Annotated in this window: 2 protein-coding genes; both read left to right on the forward strand. The window is 71.7% G+C overall.

Features of this window, described 5'->3' with window-relative positions; genetic code table 11:
- Nucleotides 1-1,627, forward strand: a 1,627-nt coding sequence (locus ACWDEW_RS48745; protein ID WP_450522817.1) for a condensation domain-containing protein, incomplete at its 5' end; no start/stop codon positions are given.
- On the forward strand, nucleotides 1,624-3,197 hold a 1,574-nt coding region (locus ACWDEW_RS48750; RefSeq protein WP_450522819.1), incomplete at its 3' end, for a condensation domain-containing protein. The genes ACWDEW_RS48745 and ACWDEW_RS48750, both read left to right, overlap by 4 nt.

Below are 3,197 nucleotides of genomic sequence, written 5' to 3' on the forward strand. Positions count from 1 at the left end.
TTGGGTGGTGACGCCTCGCCAGATCTTCGAGGAGAAGACCCCGGAGCGGCTGGCGTTGGTCGCGTCCGAGACCGAGGACGCGTCTACGGATGCCAGGGACACGGGTGTCGGTGAGGTGCCGTGGACGCCGTTGATGAGGTCGATGGGCGCGGACGTGTTGCGGCCTGGTTTCGCGCAGTGGACGGTGATCGGTGCGCCGGCCGAACTCGGCGTGGACGTGCTCAGGACGGGCGTCGCCGCGCTGGTGGAAGCTCACGGGATGCTGCGGGCCCGGGCCGGGAGCGACCAGGTGTTGGTGGTTCCGGAGGCGGGTGAGATCGACGCGTCCGGGCTGGTGGTCCGGGTGGATGCCGTAGGCCTTGCTGAGGGCGAGTTGGACCAGCTCGCGGCGGATGCCGCTCGGCAGGCGGTGACAAGGCTGGATCCCGCGGCCGGTGTGATGGTGCGGCTGGTGTGGGTGGATGCCGGGCCGGGCCGGGTCGGTCGGATTGCGCTGGCCGCTCATCACCTGGCGATCGACGGGGTGTCGTGGCGCGTCCTGGTACCCGACTTGCGAGCCGCGTGCGAGGCGGCGGCCGCGGGAGAGCCGGCGGTGTTGGAGTCGGCGGGGACTTCGTTCCGTGCCTGGGCGGAGGGGCTGCGGCGCGCGGCGCAAGGTCCCGCGCGGGTGGGCGAGTTGGAGGCCTGGGCCGGCATGGTCGCCGGGACGGCCGGTGCCGGGGAACCGCTGATCGGCTGCCGACCGCTGGACCCGGCCGTCGACACGACGTCCACCCTGCGCCTGCTGTCCTGGTCGCTTCCGACGGAAGAGGCTGCGGTGCTCGTCGGCGAGACACCGCGGGTGTTCCACTGCGGGCTGCACGAACTGCTGTTGGCCACGCTGGCCGGTGCGGTGACGCACCGCCGCCCGAATTCAGGGACCGGCGCCGACATCGGCTCCGACGGGTTCCTGGTGGAGGTCGAGGGGCACGGCCGCGAGCCGTTGTCGGCGGGCATGGACCTGTCGCGGACGGTGGGCTGGTTCACCGCCGCCTACCCGGTCCGTTTGGACGCCTCCGGAGTCGACCTTGCCGAAGCCGCCGCCGGTGGTGCGGCGGCCGGTGCGCTGGTGAAGCGGGTGAAGGAGCAGGTGCAGGCGGTACCCGGCGACGGTCTCGGGCATGGCTTGCTGCGTCATCTGAATCCGGAGACGGGGCCGGTGTTGGCGGCCCTGCCGGTGCCGCAGATCGGCTTCAACTACCTGGGCCGGTTCGCGACCGCCGGTGGTGCCGAGCCGGGCCTGGTCGAGCCCTGGCAGACGGCCGGGGACACGGCCGTAGGAGGTGCTGCCGACCCGGGCATGCCGGTGCTGCACGCGCTCGCGGCGGGCGCCGTGGTCGCGGACACCGTCAGCGGCCCGGAGTTGACACTCACCTTGAGCTGGCCCGCCGCGCTGCTGGACGAGACCGACGTGGAGGAGTTGGGCCGGGCCTGGCTCGGACTGCTGTCGGGCCTCGCCGCGCACACCGCCGGTCCCCAGGCCGGCGGTCACACCCCCTCCGACTTCTCACTCCTCGATCTCGACCAGGACGAAGTCGACGAACTCGAAGCCATAGCTGCCGAACTCGACGAAGGACGGTTCCTGTGAAGCCCCCGACGCCCCCCTCGACACCCGCCAAGGGATCCGCTCTCGCGGAAGTGTGGCCGCTCTCGCCCCTCCAGCAGGGGATGCTCTTCCACTCCTCGTACGACGACGAGGGACCTGATGTCTACGGCCTCCAGTGCGTCCTCGGCGTGGACGGCCCCCTGGACACCGAGCTCTTCCGCGCGTGCTGGGAGGCTCTGATCGAGCGCCACGCCGTCCTGCGCGCCAGTTTCCAACGGCGCAGGTCCGGCGAGGCGGTGCAGTTGATCTCACGGAGCGTTGTGCTCCCTTGGCGCGACGTCGACCTGTCGGACCTCGGCGAGGACGAGGCCCTGACCCGGTTCGAGCGGCTGGCCCGCGAGGAGCGGGAGGACAGGATGAACCCCGCCTCCCCGCCCTTGCTCCGGCTGGTGTTGGCCCGGCTCGGGGAAGCCCGCCACCGCCTCGTCGTGACAACCCATCACATCCTCCTGGACGGCTGGTCGATGCCGGTGCTCCTCGACGAGCTGGAGGCGGTGTACACGGCGGGTGGAGACATCCGGGTCCTGCCCCCGGTCACCTCCTACCGCGACTACCTGTCGTGGCTCGGCTGTCAGGATCGGGAGGCGGCACGGGCCGCGTGGCGGGAGGAGTTGGCGGGGGCGGAGGAACCGACCCTGGTCGCCCCCCAGGCGGCAGGCGGGGCCGAGGTCTCCGTACTGCCGCGGGACCTCGTCCGGGATCTTCCCCAGGAGACCACCGCGCGGCTGAGGGAGCTGGCCCGCGGCCGGAACCTCACGCTGAACACAGTCGTGCAGGGCGCATGGGCGCTGGTCCTGTCCCGGTTGACCGGACGGAACGACGTGGTGTTCGGCGCCACGGTGTCGGGGCGGCCGGCGGATCTGCCCGGCGCCGAGTCCATGGTCGGCCTGATGATCAACACGCTGCCGGTACAGGTGCCGCTGGCCGGCGGGCAGCCGGTGCTGGACATGCTCGCGGACCTCCAGGCGCGACAGTCGTCGCTGATGCCGCATCAGCATCTGGGCCTCAGCGAGGTGCAGGGGCTGGCCGGGCCTGGAGCGACGTTCGACACTCTCGTGGTCTACGAGAACTACCCGACCCCGCCCGACCGGGCGCCCGCGCCCTCCACCATCTCCTTCACCCGCATGGAAGCGCACGAGGCCACCAACTTCCCGCTGACCGTCGGCATCGTCCCCGACGACAGCCTCCGGATCGTCATGACACATCGGCCGGACCTCTTCGACGAGGAGGCGGCGGCCCGCGTCGCCGGATGGCTGATACGGGTGCTGGAACAGGTGGCGGACGAGCCGACGCTCCGAGTGGCCGACATCGATCTCCTCGACGGACCCGAGCGGTCCGTAGTCGTGGAGGAGTGGAACGCCACCGCACGGGACGGGGTTCCCGGCACGGTGTTGGAACGGTTTCGCGGCCGGGCCGTCGGCACGCCGGACACGGCGGCGCTGTGGTTCAGCGACCGACCGCTGTCGTACGGCGAGTTGGATGCGCGGTCGGACGCGCTGGCCCGTGGGCTGGTCGCTCGTGGGGTGGGGCGTGAGTCGCGGGTGGGTTTGTG

The organism is Streptomyces sp. NPDC001100, from assembly GCF_053598575.1.